Here is a 17566-nt window from a genome sequence, read left to right on the forward strand (position 1 = left end):
ACCCCCAACCCCTAACCCCCAACTCCTATCTAGTAGGAGACTGATACGTTAACGTAAGTTTAAGAGATACAAAACAATGTTAGATAATTGCTGGCACAAATGATTAATTCTCTTTACCGCCAAAAGATCTACCCTTTTCTACTGAAGGCTTATTACCGTTACTTACAAACATCAGAGCGTTCTATAGATAAGGCATATAAGGCTGCTTTGCAAATCAAGGCAATAGAAGACGAGCATTTTAATGGTAATAAAATTAACTTCGACTTAACTAGACATAGCAGTAGCGTTATGGACTATTTTGAGTCAGAATTAAAAAGACAATTAAAAATCATTCGGATGCGGTTAACAGAATTCAAGTTTAGCCGTTTTTTCCTCGATGAATCCAATCAAAAAACTGCAAAGCAAGTGGGTATTGAGTACTCACCTCCTACAGTTATTTTAGAAAAACTAAACTTCATTGATGAAGTTATAACAAAATATAACACTTTTAAGCCTGATGAAGTAGCACCTGATACTATATCACCTCAGAGTAAAATTGTACCAGTAGAACCTTCTTTAAATCCAACAAAACTGCACAATCATTCAAAAAATAAGCCAGATAACACTCCTCGTAGTAAGACAAACACTACTGGAGTGCTACCTCGTTCGATTTTTAACACTATCACTCGCTTGCAAGTTGAGTTAGATCCGAATGCAGAACAAGACGTTGTTAAAAATTTCCGTAACACTCAAAAAAGAACCATAATATCTGTTAGGTTTCTTCTACTGCTCATCATAGTTCCCATTTTGACTCATCAAATATCAAAAGCTGTGTTTGTAGGACCCATTGTTGAATCTTACTTTAGCAAACATTCCGAGCAAGTCAAAATATTTCTCAATTATGAAATGGAAGAGGAGGCACTCACAGAACTTGAAAGATTTGAAGAACGCCTGAAATTTAATAGTTTGATTGGCAATGGTGAACCTTTGTCTCAAGAGCAGATGGAAGTTGAGGTAAAACATAAGGCTCGTGAAATTGCTGAAGAATTTCAGCATGAAAGTGGGAATGCTATCAAAAACGTTTTTGCTGATATATTATCCGTCATCGCTTTCACTTGGCTTTTACTTATAAGCAAGCGAGAAATTGCTGTGCTGAAAGATTTTTTTGACCATGTTGTTTACGGTTTAAGTGATAGCGCCAAAGCTTTTATCATTATCCTATTTACTGATATCTTTGTAGGGTTCCACTCTCCTCATGGTTGGGAAGTGATTTTAGAAGGTGTATCGCGGCACTGGGGATTGCCAGCTAATCATGATTTCATCTTTCTCTTTATTGCTACATTTCCAGTCATCTTAGATACCATTTTTAAATACTGGATATTCCGCTACTTAAATCGCATCTCTCCTTCTGCTGTCGCTACCTATCACAATATGAATGAATAACATGGGTTAGTGGTTATTGGTTAGTGGTTATTGGGGTAACTGCTAACCAGTGTTAGTATTTATTAATACAATTTAGACGAAAGTGCTAAAAAATCTCAGAAAGTTACGGGATTTACTTAGAATATTCTGTATAATTATAGAGAAGCGTAAAAGAAAACACAACCACAGGAGGTGAGGAATAGTCTGCGATCGCCATACAAACAACAGCTTTAGTTATATTGACAATACAAAAGCTTTACAATATCTATGTGATTCTGGTGTCGTATTTAGACAAACAACTCGCGCTGCTTGCGTTAAAGTGCGAAGTTACCATAGGATTGTAAAATAAAAATTTAAGTAAAAATACACCAATCATAAAATAAATGAATGCCGATCTAGTTCTAGATATTGTCGAGCAAGTCTTACTATCTAGACAGCTTAGCCCTATTGAAAAAGTCATTTTGTGCCAATCATGGCAAGGTAAAGGCTATGGTGAAATGGCCAAAGACTCTGGCTATGGTAGCAATTACTTTAAAGAAGTTGGCTCTCAATTGTGGCATGACCTGTCGGAAGCGATTGGGCAAAGAGTAACAAAGAAAAATTTACATCTTGTTTTAGCACGGTATCAGCAAAACGAAGGAGAACCCAAGCAAGAAACACAGCACAGTTTTGTACAAACACAACCAGAGAACAAAGCTGCAAATTCTGTAGAGGATAATACTTTTTATACAGAGAAAAGTTTTGTGGATACAAGGACGGAAATAGAGTACCCCGGTGGACCTGTACCACTAAACTCTTCACTGTATATCAATCGCTTGCGGATAGAAGAAATGGCATATAAGGAAATTACCAAGCCGGGATGCCTTATCCGTATTAAAGCTCCAAGAAAGATGGGCAAGAGTTCACTCCTTAACAGAATGATAGCTTGTGCCCAAAATTACAATTATAGAATTGCGTACATAGACTTTCAGGAGACGGACGAAACGTTATTTACTTCCCTCGACAAGTTTTTGCGCTGGTTTTGTGCGAATGTCAGCAGACAGTTAAACCTCAATAACAAACTTGATGATTATTGGGATGAAGACATGGGCAGCAAGGTGAGCTGCAAAATTTATTTTGAGGAATATCTGCTCGAACAAATCAATGCTCCCATTTTTTTAGCTTTGAATGAAGTCAACAGACTTTTTGAGCATCTCCAGATAGCCAATGATTTTCTGTCAATGCTACGATTTTGGCATGAAGTGGGACGGACGGTAGAAATTTGGCAAAACTTGCGATTGATCATTGTTCATTCCACCGAAATACACATTCCTCTCAAAATTAATCAATCTCCTTTTAATGTTGGGCTATCAATTAAGCTGCCTCAGTTTACTTTAGAGGAAGTGCAAGATTTGGCATCGCGTTATGGATTGAATTGGATTGATAGCAGATCCAGCCAACAACTAATGGCTATGGTAGGGGGACATCCCTATCTGATAAACTTGGCATTTTATCACCTACACCGTGAGGAAATGACACTACAGCAGTTGTTGGAAACATCTCCAACAGCAGCTGGTATTTACAGCAACCATTTGAGAAATCATTTGGCAATGGTGCGAGAACAACCAGAACTGGCATCAGCGCTCCTACAAGTCGTTACGGCTAATGAAAGCGTGCAATTAGACGCCCTAGCAGCTTTTAAGTTAGAAAGCATGGGTTTGATTCAATTAGATGGCAATCAAGCAAAACCAAGTTGCCAACTGTATCGCCTCTATTTCAGCCAACAACTTGTAGAAAAACATTTAGATGCTTCAATGCAACAATCGACTTTAGAAAAGCAACAAGTCAAACTTTCAAACAAAGTTGAGCAACAGGTTCAAAGTGTCAGTCGTACCTATATTAAGCAATATCTAGAAACATCTTGGCAGCAGTGGAGACAAGAGTTGTTACCCCTGTCACTGATTATATGTGAAATAGATTATTTTAAGTGGTACAATGATATACACGGTTATGTGGCTGGAGATGCTGCTTTGCAACAAATTACCAGTGCCATAAGTCAGTGCATTCAGCAAAAGCAATCGAGCTTAGTGCGTTATGGGGGTACAAAATTTGCAGCAATATTGCCCTATGTGAATGCCAAGGAAGTGGTGAAAGTTGGGGAAAATATGCGAGATAAAGTGAAAGCATTGGGAATTCCATACAATTTACCAGGTATTGACGGATTGCCTTCTGAAGTGCTGAGTATCAGTGTTGGAGTTGTATCTGTCACACCAACTACGGAAAATTCACCAGATTTACTGATAAATGCAGCAGAAGAAGCACTGTTTCAGGCAAAAAGGCAAGGGCGCGATCGCGTTCATGTCAGTTCTACTTTAAACGAAAGAGTGTCACTGACTCAGCAGGTAGTGCATTTTCCAAGGTATACCTAAGAATGTTTGAGAAACATCTTACTTCTTTTGTATCTTGTGGTACGGTTGGGAACGCCCGTACCACAAAAAGAAAATTCCGTGCTTTCTTTAGTTAAGAAATGCTGTAAAATTGGTTACAAGGATTCTACTACTCTCGCAAGGCATACCCCACCCCACGCACGGTATGAATCAAACGCTTTTCATTATTTTCTTCAAGCTTAAGACGCAGGTAGCGGACATAAACTTCAATAATATTGGAATCTCCCATAAAGTCATAGCCCCAAACTTTCTCTAGAATTAAGTCTCTGGTAAATACTTGACGGGGATGACTGAGGAGATACTCCAATAAATCAAACTCTTTTGCTGTTAGCTCAATAGCTCGATTGCCTCGAAATACTTCACGTGTGGTGCGATTGAGCTTTAAGTCTTCAAACTGCAACCAATCTTCTTCTGTTTCTTGAGTGCGACGCAAATGGGCGCGAATTCTCGCTAACAATTCCTCAATACTGAAAGGTTTAACTACATAATCGTCAGCACCCGCATCTAAACCGGCAACGCGATCGCTCACTTCATCTTTTGCTGTCAACAAAATCACTGGCATTTTGTTCCCAGTGGCACGCAAGCGGCGACAAAGTTCCAAACCCGATAAACCGGGTAACATCCAATCTAAAATTGCTAAATCTGGCGATGATTCCCGTGCTAAGGTCAAACCAGTGATACCATCATGGGCTACGCTGACTTTGTAACCTTCACTGTCAAGTTCCAATTCGACAAATCGTGCCAGTTTAACTTCATCTTCAACCAGGAGGATATGTGCTGTCATATTTTTTCTCCTAATGCAGGTAATCTTAAAATAAAAGTGCTGCCATGACCGGGTTCTGACCGAATACTCACCTTACCCCCCATGCGCTCTACAAGGCGTTTTACGATCGGTAAACCTAAGCCTATTCCCCCCGTCGAACGGGTACGGGATGGATCGACTCGGTAAAACGGTTCAAAAATACGCGACTGTTCGGACAGGGGAATGCCACAGCCCTTGTCGCTAACTTGAATGACTGCCCAACCATTAACCAAAGCTAGCTGCACTGTCACTGCTTCACCCACATCAGAATATTGAAAAGCATTATCAATTAAATGATTTAACACCTGCATTAGCCGATCGCGTTCTGCTTTTACTTTAATAGGAAATGAGGTAAGCTTAAGCTGGATGGCTCGATACTCAAATTTTTCTGCCATCTGTGCTATGTCTGCAATTACATTATTTAAGATAAGTGGTTTCGTTTGCAAGGGCATTGCACTGCTACTTGCCCGTGCTAATTCTAGTAAGCCTTGTAAGACATAAGTCATTCGTTCTGCGTCAGAAAACGCCATCTCCAAAGCCTCTCTTTCCAGTTCTGTCAGATTCTGGCTGCGTTGCAAAGTTCTTTGTAAATACGCATAAACCATGCTAAGAGGCGTGCGTAACTCGTGAGCCAAGTCGTTGGTAAACTGTTGCTGTTGTTCTTTCACTTGTGAAAGCCTTGTTAACAATTCATCCCAGGTTTTGGCTATAGCTTTCACTTCGCTAGGTGTCCTACTTAACTGCGATTGATATAGATTCAGTTCTGTAGCATAAGTTGCTACCCACTGATTCATTTGTCGTAACGGTAAGAGCGATCGCCTGACGAACATAAATGTGAGAACTGTAGTAGTAACAAGCAACAGAACGCTTACAGCTCCCAAACCTTCGAGCGTAATCAAAAATCTATGGTTATCATTAGGGATACCATATTGTTGATAAGTCATAATGAGAAACTGTCTTATTTCCCAACCTATCCACATTGTAAAACTACTGAATCCAATCGTAAAGATAGCAATTATTTCAATAGTTAGGCGGAATTGTAACGATGATGGATCGATTCGAGCGCCAATAACTCTGGCTAATTTTCTGTTTAATTTGTCTAAAAAATTCATGAAAATAACTCATCTGTGTATATTGCGTTCTTAAATTCATAAGTCAAGTGAAGTATGGGACTTCTAAAATAAATCTGTTTTTGGCTTACAATTCTAATCTAATATTTTTATTAAGAAAAAACATGAGTTTTTCCTGAATAAATTTTAAGCTTCGGCTGAGATGCATCAATTTAATTTGATTTATTAAATTTCCGTAGGTAGGATTAAAGCCCACCACAACAGGCTTTTGGAGGGCAATACCAACCCTACTGCTCCCTTTTTGCTCTAACATTACCGATTTTGGTAGGTAAGGCTAAAGCCCATTCCCTTTTACATGATAATTAAAATCTGAAATTTATAATACATATCTTTCAGATCCCCTTAAATCCCACACCGGATTCCACCTTTTGTTCTGCTTGAGTAGAATCCACCTTAGAAAACATACCTTTGCGAGACGCTTGATGACGAGTACCAACCTGACTTAAGAAAATGCCAATTAAAATAATGCTCCCGCCGATATATTGAGCTAGGGTAGGGGCTTCGCCTAGGATTAAATAAGCTGCTAAAATTCCTGCAATAGGGGTAAAGGAGCCGACTAAGGAAGCCATAGATACTGTTGAGCTTCTCAAGCCTTTAAGCCAAAAAGATTGACCAACCACGACAATTAAAGCACCATAAAGGAACATCCACTTCCATAAAAAAGGTGAGAGTACATCAGTAAAATGGTTGTGACCGTATAGCCATATAGCAAAAAAGAAAAAGATTACGGTTCCTAAAGCAGTACGAAAGATATTGTAGATCCCTAAAGGGACTTGGGAGAGATATTTTTTACCAATAATTGTGGAAGCGGCGACAGCTACAGATCCAGCAGCTACCAGAAGTTCTCCGACACCCACTTGCAAGGCTCCCATCTTCATCATTGCTTCCCCAGGGGGCTGAAGAACAATAGTGAGAGTAACGCCAACAAACGCTGCGATCGCTCCTATAAACTCCCAAAAATTTACCCGTTCCTTCAATAACCAAACTGATAAAGCTAGAGTGAGAGGCGGTTCCAAGCGTCCAACCAAGATGACGTTATTAACCGCTGTCAGTCCCAGTGCTTGAAAAATTAAACCGGGCGCAAGCGCTCCTGATAAAATAGCGACTGCTGTTAAAGCGATCCAATCCTTCCTTGACAATTGTTTCAAAGTTGCTTTGTTCCACTGTCGCCCATAGATTAGAATCAGAACTATTAAGGCACAAAGGTTTCCCACAAATAAAACATTACACAAAGAAATTGGATTGCGACCATCCATGAAATGTTGTGCTCCAATTTCTGTAAGTTTGCGGGTGACTGCACTCGATGCTCCAAAAATTAGGATTGCCAGCCAGAGATATGTTTGTCCCGAAATTCTGGGAATTAAGCGAGGCGATCTTCTTAGTTTAGTCATCATAAAACCATCGCAATAAAAACATTAGTCATTATATTTTGACTTTGAGCTACTATTCTTATCTGAGAAAATGCTGAGAATATCCTAAATTAGCTTAAAGAATAAATTCATGAAAATCATGGTTGAGTTTCAGATGAGTTTCAGTAGCGACTGAGAAGCTTTGGATGTCTGGGATAACAGGAGACACAAATGAAATTCGCCCCTTTAATCGCTACAGTTGCCTTAACTGGTTTTTTCACAGTATGGGAAGCACCATTGAAAGCGATAAATCCTTTATTAGTTCAAGCATCAGCACAAGAATTATCAGTACAGCAGAAAGTAGCTTTACTAACTAAAAATAAGGGTCAGATTGGTAGTGGCGATCAGCTACGTCGTTTCTTTTTTGGAGATTTGGAACCAATTGGTATTCAGCCCGGTGGAGCCGGTCACGTTGTTAATCTTTATAATAAAGCCAACGATACCACATTTTCTTATTGTTCAACCTACGATGTCATTGTTGCCGTGAAAAAAGGTAAAGTTGCCAAGTTTGAAGCCAGTGAAGTGAAATAAAAGGCAATTCATAACATATATTGAGCTCATCACAATATTATGTAACAAAAATTAAAGAATTGTCGAGACGCGCCATGGCGCGTCTTGACGTATATCAATTGATAATGCCGATAATTCACAACAATCTGAATTTTCCCTGAGAAAACAATGAAAAATTTATCGCCAGTTCCATTGAATTTCTCAGCCAAGCTTTAGCAGTTCATCACTTAATCTGTCCTAAGAATCGCAATACTAAAAGCAATTCACATACAGCAAATCATATATATATGCAGCAAGCGTCTCATCCCACAGTCATCTTAGGTGGTGGCTTTGCTGGACTGTTTACAGCTCTACACTTAAGCCATCAAAATTATTCGCATCCCATCATTCTTATTGAGCAACGCGATCGCTTCAGTTTCAAACCGTTGTTGTACGAACTACTTAGTGGAGAACTTTATAGCGAACAAGTATATCCACGTTACAAAGAGCTTTTAGCAGGCAGCCGTGTCACCTTTGTACAAGACACCGTGAAATCAATTCATCTACATAAATCTAAAGTGACTGTAGCGTCTGGAAAAGTGTTTGACTACAGCAACTTGGTGCTAGCACTGGGTGGCAAAACAACTTACTTTAACACTCCTGGTGCAGCAGAGTATACAATGCCGTTTACCAATGGTTCAGAAGCGATCGCTCTGCGTAAACACTTACGACACCGTTTGCATCTAGCTCTTCAAACTCAAGATTTAGAACGTCGGCGTTCGCTGCTGACCGTTGCCATTATTGGAGCGGGACCTGCAGGTATCGAATTAGCCTGCACATTAGCCGATTTGTTACCCATCTGGTACGATGAGTTGGGCGGTGACGCTGCGGAAATTCGGGTTGTTTTAGTCAACCGCAGCCGTGAAATCCTCAAAGGTGACGTCAACAGCAATTTGCGCTGCATTGCACAAAGGGCGCTCAAACGTCGCGTGATTCCCGTGGATTTTGTATTCGATGCGGCTGTCACAAAGATTCAAGCGGATGGTATGGAGTACATACAACACAACCAAACACGGGTTTTACAAGCTGGAACAATCGCTTGGACTGCAGGAACCGCTCCCAATCCTTTGTTGAAGGAGTTACCAATTCCAGAAGAAAGGCGAGACAAACGGGGGCGGCTTGTGGTGACACCGACATTGCAACTCCCTGATTTTCCAGAAGTCTTTGTGGCGGGAGACTGTGCAACAGATAGCGACAATCCCCAACCACCAACAGCACAAGTTGCTTATCAGCAAGGAATTGCGATCGCACGCAATCTTGAGTCTTTGTCGGAAAACAAACCTACTGTTCCCGTGCAAATCCATCTGCGCGGTACATTGATGAAACTAGGACTTAACGAAGGTGTTGCTAACTTATTCAATAAAGTCCAAATCAAAGGTCAGCCCGGTCATCTGCTTCGAGAAGCAACATACTTGGAACTGCTACCAACCCCCGGTCGCAACTTTAAAGTCACAACGGAATGGCTTACCGATAAATTATTCCACCGCCACCGCCCTTTCTCCCACATGCAGCTTGGACAAACTCCTTGGCTATATGGGGTTGCAACTGTAGCAGCGGGAATGATTTTAGCAACTCCTCTCGTTTGGCGGGCTGCTCAACCGACCCAATTTCAGCAAACCTTAAGTTGGACGGGCGTCCCAACGTTACTGAATTGGCTTGCACCTCCCCCTTCTCGATGAAGTTTTTTCCAATATCTACCATTTTGGATTTTGGATTTTGGATTTTGGATTTTGGATTTTGGATTAAGGGATTTTGGATTTTGGATTTTGGATTTTGGATTAAGACATTGAGTAGGGTGGGCTTCAGCCCACCTGACTCTCGTCTTTATTTATCGACCAAAGAGACTACCGAAGTTGTAACCAATTCCGATCGCCAAACCTACATCTGTATCATCAAAAAATGCTGCATTGATGGCAGCTGTTGCCGTAAACTGAGATGATATTGGTACATCAATACCACCAGTCAGCAAGAAAGCAACATCGGCATCATCGCTAGTTTCAATAGCAACACCAGCACCAACATAAGGAGCAATAGGCAAGGGTTCGGAGAAAGGATCTACCGATCTAAATGAAAAGTCATAAGTAACGGGAATGAGAATGGCTGTATCGTCTCCTATCACTGCTGCTGGACGGGCAGATAAAACACGTGTCAGCCCGATTTTGCTAAGAACCATGAAGTTACCATCGCTCAAAGCAGAGTCGCCACCCAAACCGATGTTTCCTCCTATTCCGATATAACTCGAACCTCCGCGAGTTGTTCGCCCTGGATCGATAGTCGTAATATCGGATTGTGCCACTTGAGGGGCAGATTGCACAACCTGTGTTTCTGTTTGTTGGGGAGTTACAAGCGCCGCAGATGATGCGTTTGTAGTTCCTGGAACAGGTGTAACTACGTTGTTAAAATTTTCCTCTTGTGTATTATTTTGTACTGGCTGCACTTGTTCTAGCTCGGCAGCAGATGCTTCGGTATTTTCGGGAACAGAAGATTGCTCCACGGATGAACTAAAGGCATTTGGGGGATAAAAGCGTCCTACTTCAACACTTGTCGCTTCGGGAGATGCTTCAATTTCAAAAGATGGTGTCAACTGCTCGCCGTTTGTAGTCTCTACTACTTGAGCAACAGCAGGCACGCTGACACCAAGAACTGCTACAGCCGATAAGCTTAGCACGCGAAAAGCATTTTTACGGGAAAAAATAGTGTTCACAATCACTCCTCAAAAAATATTGCCAGAAAAATAATTAACTTGTGAAATTTTCAGCCAAGTTTTAGCAATATCCACCATTTAACACTAAAAAAATCATTCCATCATCCTCTATTCGATATGACTGTACAGAAATTTTTAGGTATTTCACGACACCCTAAATGAAAGCGTATCTACGTGGCATATTGTGAGGAATTTTCGTCCGCTCCAAGCAGCCTTGGTTCTGAATGGTTTGAAATTATAGCCTTTCTCAGTCTAATGAGGTACACCCCCCTTTCATCCCCCCTGAGTAAGGGGGGACAGAGGGGGGTAATTTTTGTACCTCACTAGGTTGAAATTTGCTATACCTACTTATTCATCAATTTGCCAAGAATCTTTGGTTACATTTTCATCCAAAATTCTCCTGGGTTTTACGATCACAATGATTCTTCCCAAAAGCGGGATTTCTGGGGATGTTTCAAACCACTGAAAATCTAATTCTCCACAGTTATCTACTACAAAATAACCGTTAGAGTCCCATTCTCGTTGAGCGCGATCTACAACTACCAACACGGGTTCTGTTGGATTTTGTGTCTGATTGGGAAATTTATCGCTTTTACACAATATAACCACTGGATCTTCTGCACTTAGCAAGACCTGCCAACCAGGTAAAGGAACCCAAGCTTGCTCTCCAGCAAACTTAACCATACGAAATGGTTCTATCTCCTCAATTACGGGTACTGCTTGCAGGTCATTTTGTGTCAGTGGTAATTCACCAACTACTGGTATGACACGGGGTAAGTCTGCTTCTGATTCTAAACGATAAAAAGGCAGAGAAGGGGCAGGGCGACTGGGAACGACGGTAAAATCAGTGAGTAATTGTTCGATTTGTCTCCTTGCTGTTTGCGAGTAAGCAAAGCGCAAACCTTTGGCAATCAGGCGGGAACGTTCTTGCAAGTCTGTGTTTTGGCGGGCTAACTTCCAAGCTTGATAGGCAACAGCATCGCCAGGATGATTTTGAAATCCTTCTGGCAGGGTACGAAAGCGGGAAAACTCTTTGATTGCCTTGGCGATTTCTTTTGCTCCATCAGCATCGATTTTATTTTGGAAGGCAAGTTCGGCTGCAGCTGTTCTTTCTTCTTGCGTTAGCAGGCGAAATTCATACAAAATATCGCTACCTCTGGTGGAGTAATGCGATCGCACTTCTGCCGATGCATTTGCTTTTTCTATAGAATTGTAAACTTGTGCGCCCACAGTGACTTGATTTTGTTGAATTGGCTCAAATCCCGTTGCTTCAAAAATTTCTTGGGGATTGTAGCCTAGTTTTTGCAGTTGGGCGATCGCAACTCCCCATTCCACCCAGTTGCCTTGCTTTTGTCTGAGTTTTCTCAGCAACTCTGATGCAACATCGTTGTTATTTGGCTCTTGAACATTAGGTGGTAAGTCAGTCATAAGTGTTTCTGCAAGCTTTTAGAGGGGAAGACTATGTTAAAAATTTACAAGAACAAAGGCAGGGGGCAGAAGGTAGAAAGGAAGATTCAATTACAATTAATAAATCTTAATTTTGCGTAAATATACGTATATAAAAAGTTGAATTTATCTTCAATTTTTATTGTAGTTTTTGTTAAAAGTGAGTATAACCAGTTCATAGTACGATTAAAGATTACTTATGCCTTAGATTGTGTTAAGTTTTAAGCCTGCTGAGTAAGGAATATAACAAAAAATCAAGATTTAAAGGAACCCTTTTATGAATAGTCCGCTTCCCGAATTAGATAAAATCCGCCGCCAACTTGTGAATGTAGAAAGCCGTAGAAAGGCAAAAATGCTGGTTGTTGATGACGAGCCTGATAATCTTGATTTGCTGTATCGCACTTTCCGCCGAGATTTTCAAGTTTTGAAAGCAGATAGTGGCATGAATGCGCTGCAAGTGTTGGCATCAGAAGGAGAAGTCGCAGTTATTATCTCCGACCAGAGAATGCCAGAAATGAAAGGAACAGAGTTTCTCAGCAAGACCGTTCCTCAATTTCCCGACACAGTTAGGATTATTCTGACAGGCTTTACTGATATTGAAGATTTAGTCGAGGCAATCAACGCTGGACAAGTCTACAAGTACATTACCAAGCCCTGGGACCCCGTTGAACTGAAGGCGGTAGTGCAGCGAGCAGTAGAAACCTATGAATTGCTGAAGCAACGGACGGAAGAATTGAGACGCGCTAATGCCCAAATGGAGTTATTGGCTGTTCTGGTACAAGTGACTCAACAAGCTTCTAGCCTAGAAGCAACGCTTGACCCTATTGCCAAAGCATTTGGCGAAAGTTTTGCAGCAGATGGGTGTATTTTGCAACTTGTAGAGGGCAACGCTTTGATTGCAAAGCAAGGGACTTACAGTGTTTCTGGAACTGTAGAAAATTGGCTCGCTCAAGATCCGCTTACAACAGAAGCAATTGCCAATCAGCAACTACAAGTTTCAGTAAATGTACCCAACGATCAAAAGCTAGCAGGTGTTTCTCACTATCAGTCCAACAGCGTTCAAGCCCACTTGATTATCCCCATAACTTTCCGCGAAGAAGTTTTGGCGGTGCTGTCCCTACAGTGGAAACAACCATGCACTTTACGTGAAGATGAACTAAAACTCATTCATCTATCCGCACAATTAGTTGCGATCTCACTAACTAGCTCTCGTTACTATCAGCCAACTAAGTAAAGAATCAAAAGTAGGCTGTAGAAACTTCCTACCATCTCGTTCCTACCATCTCGTTCCCAGCCTGAGGCTGGGAACGAGAGAGGAAAAACAATTTTATCCCTCAAAATTAATGCGATCGAGTACTCCGTTTTGCGAGTCAGCCGTTAAATTTACAATACTCCTTGGGGGTTGCGTTCTAATTTTAGATCGGGGTTTTCTTCACATAATTTGTAAAACTGCTCTCCAGTCAGTTTAATTACAGAATTGAGGTTTAACGTAAGTATTGTCATAAGAGAAATTACCGTTTTTTGTTTGCTGACTGGCTCACAAACCTTCATCTCTTATAAGGAGCAGCCATAACACACTGTTTATTTTGACATTTTTAATTACCTTTCCGGAATCCCGTGCTACTATAATGTAGATAGAATCAAACCTCAATACGCCTCAGATAGCTGAAATGAAGTAGTAGCAAAAAACCGTTGCCTAAAAGCAACAGGGACTGACAATAGAATTTTTTGGCTTTAACCAATGTCTCACCTCTTGTGGGACGGGTATCCCGCCCGTCATAGCATGGGGACAAGTATTCGCGTTACTGAATAGAAGCATGAATTGCCCTCATTTCTAACCCTTCTCTCTCAGCAAAAAAGGAGAAGAAATCTACTTCTCCCACAAGAAGAGGGTAAGGGTGCAATACTGCGTAGGTTTTGCTTAAAAAATAAAAATGTGTAGGTTGGGTTGAGGCAAAACCCAACATCTTGCAGACTTTGTTGGGTTTCGTTCCTCAACCCAACCTACTATTTTAGCCGAGTAGTATTGGGTAAGAGTGAGGGAAGTATGCGCTAGATAGTTTTATTGGGGTTTGAAAAGAATGCAGAAAAAATCAATATTGTTAGCGGAAAACTTGGGCTATGAACTTAGCGCAACTAGGGCTTTATTTAAAGGCGTTCATCTCAGCATTGCAGAGAACGATCGCATTGCTTTGGTTGGTTCTAATGGGGTGGGAAAATCAACTCTATTAAAAATTTTGGCGGGTCACCTCAATCCCACAACAGGTTCTATTACGCGTCAAAGCACAATATACTACTTACCTCAAATCAGCACTCTTAGACAGGAAATCAAAGCAGACACAGTTCTTGATTTTCTGAGTTCTGTTTCTGAGGAATGGTGGAATATTGAGGCAATTCTGGAAACAGAATTCAATACCACGCTTGACTTATCCTTACCGCTTTTCAATCTCAGTGGTGGTGAACTTACAAAGCTATTCTTAGCTATTGGTTTAGCGCAACAACCAAAAGTGTTACTGTTAGATGAACCAACTAACCACATGGATTTGATGGCGTTAGAAAGTTTAAAAGACTTTCTCAATAACTTTGAAGGAGCATTTGTCATTGTTTCCCACAAACCATTTTTCCTAGACCAAGTGACAGAAACAACTTGGGAACTCACACCAGAGGGAATCAAAGTTTACGGAGGTCATTTTTCTTTATACCGAGAACAAAAAGAAATAGAGTTAGAAGCAGCGTTGAGATCGCATGAAGTTGCTAGAAAAGAACTCAAGCGTGCCAAAGCCTCAGCACTACAAGAACAGCAAAGGGCAGCCCAATCCCGTAAAAGAGGTGAGCAATTAGCGCTTAGCATTCCTAAAATTGTAGCTGGAGCAATGAAACGAAAAGCCGAGGTGACAGCAGGAATTGCAAAACAAAAACATGAAGCCATGATTGAGAAGGCAACACAGAAATTTACAGAGACAAAAGTCAGAACGACAAAGGCTACAAGTATTCAATTGGATGAAAGAAGCCAAAAACGGAGAAATCTCATTGATATTCAGGGTGCAAATCTTTGGGTAGGCGAACGCCTGCTGATTGAAAACATTCAGCTTCATATTTCTTCGGGCGATCGCATAGCCATAGCTGGTGCAAATGGTTCTGGCAAATCAAGTCTGGCAAAGGCTATTTTGGCAACAGATGTAACACATAAGTTATCGTTCGAGCCTGCATTTGCTTTAACACCCATGACAAAAGCTGTATATCTTGACCAAGCTTACGAAATCGTCAATCGCAAGCAGACAATTCTCGAAAATATGCAAGCTGCTAACCCCAATCTTAGCTACCAGCTTTTGCGCCAACAGTTGGGACACTTCCTTTTTAAATATGACGATGTCAACAAACCAGCATCAGTGTTGAGTGGAGGTGAATTAGCAAAGTTAGCGATCGCTATTATTAGCATTTCTGAAATCGATTTGCTGATTCTTGATGAACCAACAAACAATTTGGATATCGAAACCGTTAATCAAATGGTAGAAGGTATCAATGAATATCAAGGTGCGCTTTGGGTTATTTCCCACGATTTGGATTTCTTAAGCCGCATTAATATTAACCAAGCTTATAACTTGAGCGAACAAACCTTGCAAATGACCACATACCTGCCTAGCGAACCAGAACAATACTATCAAGAGTTGCTTATACCAAATCCGCTTTTATAACAATACTGCGTAGGTTTTGCCTAAAAATACGAAAATACGTAGGTTGGGTTGAGGAACGAAACCCAACATTTACATGCATTTGTTGGGTTTCTCCAAGGGTTTGCCCAACCTACAAAAATTCTTATCCGAGCAGTATTGGGAACTGGTCGAGGTGGTACACCAGTTCTTACTCTCCGTTTAGCAGCAATATACAGCCATATTTCAATTAAATCTTCTTCTGCTCGTGCAGTGCGAATAAGGCGTCCCATAGTCATCAAACTTCCTGATTAGACAGCTGCCCTAAGCGTCTGCGAGCTTCCTGTTTGATAGCCTCAATATCGCTATACTGACCAGATCCACTTTCTATGCCCTCCTGCCAAAGGTGACGCAATTCATCAATATTCTGTAACTGAAGTAAGCGCTTCTGCTTCCAGTCACGCAGTGCCTCGCGGATCACTTCGCTGCTGCTAGCATATTCACCTGATTCCACGGCATAGCGGACAAAAGCCGCCATTTCTGGTGTCAAGGCAACACTGATTTTTTCAACGTTTGGCATGATTTTTTTCCTCTTTTACTCTAAAGTAGCAAAGATTGCTACCAAATCAAAATAAAAATTAGCTGACGTTGTGTAAGTAAGTCGGCGCAAATAATCGTTACTGGTTTGTAGTTGTGGTACAGACGTTTGCCACGAGACGTGCTACAGGCATAGACAGCGCTATTACAAGACATATATTTTTATCAGCAAAATTTATTAGATGTGTAAAGACGCCCTGTTTGAAACGTTTCTACAATACAAAAAATGTAAATTTTTGTACAAGATGGGGGGTATATGCTTAGAGCTAAAAGCGCTATCCTCTTGTTTTCATGTACCTTAGAAGTGGTCTTTTAACTGTCATCTTTATATCATGACTTTCTCAAACTCAGGAGGTGATAACACTTGAAAAATCTGCAACACCATATCATCACCTTGTGGAAAAATCAGTTAAATAAACTCTGGTTTCGTGTAGTTATTGCTTTTACTATTGCTTATACCGTTATGGCAATAGCAACTTTTCTAGATAAATGGTCTAACAATCAAGAATTTTGCCGATTGAAAGAACCCTTACAGAATTGTTATTTCAGACAAGCAATTTCTATATTTGCACCAAGTAATATTGAAGGGTTTAGTATACTAACCGTAGCAATTTTATATATCTTAGAGAGCCGAGAACGTCGAGAAAATAGAATATATGAGGCATGGCAAGTTGTTGATAATGCAGCAGCTGCAAAAGTTTCTACTAGTTATGCAAGAATTAGAGCGTTAGAAGATTTGAATAAGTACCGAGTTTCTTTGAAAGGAATTGATGCTCCTGGTGCTAATTTCAGTGAAATCAATCTTAGAAATGCTGACCTTAAAGAAGTAGATTTTAATGAGAGCATCTTTAGTAATGCCGATCTTAGCAATGCCGATTTGAATGGTGCTAATCTCTTTGATGCCAATCTCATTTCCGCCAATCTCAGCAGTGCCAATCTCTTTTTTGCCAACTTAAGTGAAGCAAATTTAAGCGGTGCTAACCTGAATGGTGCCATACTTTTCTTTGCCGATCTCAATAGTGCCGATCTCAGTAATGCTAATCTGATTGGTGCCAATCTTAATAGTTCTATTCTTAATAATGCCATCCTGTTTTCAGCAGACCTCCGGAATGCCCAACTTTGGAGTGCAAACCTCAGCAATGCCGATTTGAGTGATGCTAACCTCAGTGGTGCTAATCTCAAAGAAGCTAACCTCAGTGGTGCTAACCTCAGTGGTGCTAATCTTAAAGGAGCTAACCTGACTGGTGCTGATTTCAGAGGTGCTAAAAGCTTTGAAGTTGAACAAATCAAGTCCGCAAAAAATTGGGAGGAAGCAATGTTTGATGAATTATGAATTATAAATTATGAATTATGAATTGCAGGTTGTAGATTCATCATTCATCATTCATCATTCATCATTCATCATTCATCATTCATCATTCATCATTCATCATTCATCATTCATCATTCATC

At 40.7% G+C, this 17566-nt stretch carries 15 protein-coding genes and 1 pseudogene; 7 read left to right on the forward strand and 9 right to left on the reverse strand.

Annotation, left to right across the window (positions count from 1 at the left end; translation table 11 throughout):
- Positions 1-99 precede the first annotated feature (99 nt).
- Positions 100-1422, forward strand: coding sequence for a proton extrusion protein PcxA (locus tag F7734_RS55025; protein WP_155752645.1), 1323 nt, complete (start codon positions 100-102; stop codon positions 1420-1422).
- A gap of 362 nt (positions 1423-1784) precedes the next feature.
- Positions 1785-3809, forward strand: coding sequence for an AAA-like domain-containing protein (locus F7734_RS55030; RefSeq protein ID WP_155752646.1), 2025 nt, complete (start codon positions 1785-1787; stop codon positions 3807-3809).
- Between the two features lie 127 nt (positions 3810-3936).
- Here F7734_RS55030 and F7734_RS55035 read toward each other — a convergent pair whose 3' ends face one another.
- The 4 genes from F7734_RS55035 to F7734_RS55050 form a co-directional block, all read right to left on the reverse strand.
- Positions 3937-4611, reverse strand: coding sequence for a response regulator transcription factor (locus F7734_RS55035; RefSeq protein ID WP_155752647.1), 675 nt, complete (start codon positions 4609-4611; stop codon positions 3937-3939).
- Entirely contained in the window at positions 4608-5741 is a 1134-nt protein-coding gene (locus F7734_RS55040) for a HAMP domain-containing sensor histidine kinase (protein ID WP_155752648.1), read from the reverse strand. The genes F7734_RS55035 and F7734_RS55040 overlap by 4 nt, the downstream gene beginning before the upstream one ends.
- 85 nt (positions 5742-5826) lie before the next feature.
- Positions 5827-6012 carry a hypothetical protein gene (locus F7734_RS55045; RefSeq protein WP_155752649.1) on the reverse strand — a complete coding sequence of 62 codons (186 nt, stop codon included), beginning with the start codon at positions 6010-6012 and terminating at the stop codon, positions 5827-5829.
- Between the two features lie 79 nt (positions 6013-6091).
- On the reverse strand, positions 6092-7150 hold the full coding sequence (locus tag F7734_RS55050; protein ID WP_155752657.1) for a DMT family transporter: 1059 nt from the start codon (positions 7148-7150) through the stop codon (positions 6092-6094).
- A 189-nt stretch (positions 7151-7339) separates the two neighbouring features.
- Here F7734_RS55050 and F7734_RS55055 point away from each other — a divergent pair, with 189 nt between their 5' ends.
- Complete coding sequence (locus tag F7734_RS55055; RefSeq protein ID WP_155752650.1) at positions 7340-7699, forward strand: hypothetical protein; 360 nt, start codon at positions 7340-7342, stop codon at positions 7697-7699.
- A 266-nt stretch (positions 7700-7965) separates the two neighbouring features.
- On the forward strand, positions 7966-9396 hold the full coding sequence (locus F7734_RS55060) for an NAD(P)/FAD-dependent oxidoreductase (protein WP_155752651.1): 1431 nt from the start codon (positions 7966-7968) through the stop codon (positions 9394-9396).
- A 149-nt stretch (positions 9397-9545) separates the two neighbouring features.
- Here F7734_RS55060 and F7734_RS55065 read toward each other — a convergent pair whose 3' ends face one another.
- On the reverse strand, positions 9546-10421 hold the full coding sequence (locus F7734_RS55065) for a hypothetical protein (RefSeq protein WP_166482756.1): 876 nt from the start codon (positions 10419-10421) through the stop codon (positions 9546-9548).
- A gap of 348 nt (positions 10422-10769) precedes the next feature.
- The gene (locus tag F7734_RS55070) at positions 10770-11849 is read right to left on the reverse strand and encodes a RuBisCO accumulation factor 1 (RefSeq protein WP_155752652.1); all 1080 of its coding nucleotides are present in this window, start codon (positions 11847-11849) and stop codon (positions 10770-10772) included.
- Positions 11850-12144: 295 nt separating this feature from the next.
- Between F7734_RS55070 and F7734_RS55075 the strand changes: the two genes are divergently transcribed.
- Complete coding sequence (locus F7734_RS55075; protein WP_155752653.1) at positions 12145-13101, forward strand: response regulator; 957 nt, start codon at positions 12145-12147, stop codon at positions 13099-13101.
- A gap of 152 nt (positions 13102-13253) precedes the next feature.
- Here the strand turns inward: F7734_RS55075 and F7734_RS55080 are convergent.
- Positions 13254-13370 (reverse strand): annotated as a pseudogene (locus F7734_RS55080) (Uma2 family endonuclease); the annotation flags it as partial.
- 578 nt (positions 13371-13948) lie between these two features.
- On the opposite strand from F7734_RS55080, the gene abc-f reads away from it, so the two are divergent.
- Positions 13949-15562, forward strand: a complete 1614-nt coding sequence (gene abc-f / locus F7734_RS55085; RefSeq protein WP_155752654.1) for a ribosomal protection-like ABC-F family protein — start codon at positions 13949-13951, stop codon at positions 15560-15562.
- Between the two features lie 20 nt (positions 15563-15582).
- Here abc-f and F7734_RS64800 read toward each other — a convergent pair whose 3' ends face one another.
- Both F7734_RS64800 and F7734_RS55095 read right to left on the reverse strand, forming a co-directional pair.
- The gene (locus F7734_RS64800; protein ID WP_243147586.1) at positions 15583-15810 is read right to left on the reverse strand and encodes a hypothetical protein; all 228 of its coding nucleotides are present in this window, start codon (positions 15808-15810) and stop codon (positions 15583-15585) included.
- Positions 15811-15815: 5 nt separating this feature from the next.
- On the reverse strand, positions 15816-16097 hold the full coding sequence (locus tag F7734_RS55095) for a type II toxin-antitoxin system ParD family antitoxin (RefSeq protein WP_155752655.1): 282 nt from the start codon (positions 16095-16097) through the stop codon (positions 15816-15818).
- Between the two features lie 381 nt (positions 16098-16478).
- Here F7734_RS55095 and F7734_RS55100 point away from each other — a divergent pair, with 381 nt between their 5' ends.
- Positions 16479-17447 carry a pentapeptide repeat-containing protein gene (locus F7734_RS55100; protein ID WP_155752656.1) on the forward strand — a complete coding sequence of 323 codons (969 nt, stop codon included), beginning with the start codon at positions 16479-16481 and terminating at the stop codon, positions 17445-17447.
- Positions 17448-17566: the final 119 nt, after the last annotated feature.

It is taken from the genome of Scytonema sp. UIC 10036 (genome assembly GCF_009725235.1).

Coding starts and splice junctions, on each gene's coding strand:
- F7734_RS55030 (WP_155752646.1), top strand. CDS start 1,785: ATGAATGCCGATCTAGTTCTAGATATTGTCGAGCAAGTCTTACTATCT.
- F7734_RS55035 (WP_155752647.1), bottom strand. CDS start 4,611: ATGACAGCACATATCCTCCTGGTTGAAGATGAAGTTAAACTGGCACGA.
- abc-f (WP_155752654.1), top strand. CDS start 13,949: ATGCAGAAAAAATCAATATTGTTAGCGGAAAACTTGGGCTATGAACTT.
- F7734_RS55075 (WP_155752653.1), top strand. CDS start 12,145: ATGAATAGTCCGCTTCCCGAATTAGATAAAATCCGCCGCCAACTTGTG.
- F7734_RS55025 (WP_155752645.1), top strand. CDS start 100: ATGATTAATTCTCTTTACCGCCAAAAGATCTACCCTTTTCTACTGAAG.
- F7734_RS64800 (WP_243147586.1), bottom strand. CDS start 15,810: ATGGGACGCCTTATTCGCACTGCACGAGCAGAAGAAGATTTAATTGAA.
- F7734_RS55070 (WP_155752652.1), bottom strand. CDS start 11,849: ATGACTGACTTACCACCTAATGTTCAAGAGCCAAATAACAACGATGTT.
- F7734_RS55095 (WP_155752655.1), bottom strand. CDS start 16,097: ATGCCAAACGTTGAAAAAATCAGTGTTGCCTTGACACCAGAAATGGCG.
- F7734_RS55060 (WP_155752651.1), top strand. CDS start 7,966: ATGCAGCAAGCGTCTCATCCCACAGTCATCTTAGGTGGTGGCTTTGCT.
- F7734_RS55045 (WP_155752649.1), bottom strand. CDS start 6,012: ATGTTAGAGCAAAAAGGGAGCAGTAGGGTTGGTATTGCCCTCCAAAAG.
- F7734_RS55040 (WP_155752648.1), bottom strand. CDS start 5,741: ATGAATTTTTTAGACAAATTAAACAGAAAATTAGCCAGAGTTATTGGC.
- F7734_RS55055 (WP_155752650.1), top strand. CDS start 7,340: ATGAAATTCGCCCCTTTAATCGCTACAGTTGCCTTAACTGGTTTTTTC.
- F7734_RS55050 (WP_155752657.1), bottom strand. CDS start 7,150: ATGACTAAACTAAGAAGATCGCCTCGCTTAATTCCCAGAATTTCGGGA.